Origin of the sequence: Burkholderia sp. LMU1-1-1.1, assembly GCF_040675865.1 — a bacterium.
Lineage (GTDB): Bacteria > Pseudomonadota > Gammaproteobacteria > Burkholderiales > Burkholderiaceae_D > Rugamonas.
This window is the reverse complement of record NZ_JBEGHG010000049.1, coordinates 1-378: the sequence shown is the minus strand read 5'-3', so window position 1 is coordinate 378 and position 378 is coordinate 1. Positions and strand designations below refer to the sequence as shown.

Genomic DNA, 378 nt, shown 5'->3' with positions numbered 1-378 from the left:
ACGCCACGGCGCAGGCCGCGCCCACCGGACTCGATCTCACCACCGACAGCGGCGTCTCGGCCACGGACAACATCACCAACAGCGCCACGCCCACCATCACCGGCAGCGCGGAGGCCGGCATCACCGTACAGCTGTATGACGGCGACACCCTGGTCGGCAGCGCCACCAGCGACGCCAGCACCGGGGTCTGGAGCATCGCCAGCGCCGCGCTGGCCGACGGCGCGCACACGCTGACGGCCCGCACCGTCGATCTGGCCGGCAACATCTCGGCGCCGTCGGCGCCGCTGGTGGTGACCATCGACCGCGCCGCGCCGGGCGCCCCGGGCGCCCCGGTGCTCGACGCCGCGTCCGACACGGGCGTGTCCGACGCCGACAAGC

Annotated in this window: 1 protein-coding gene; it reads left to right on the top strand. The window is 74.9% G+C overall.

Annotation, left to right across the window (positions count from 1 at the left end; genetic code table 11):
- The coding region (locus MRBLMU1_RS32735; protein WP_363507637.1) for an Ig-like domain-containing protein at positions 1 to 378 on the top strand (378 nt) is incomplete at both ends.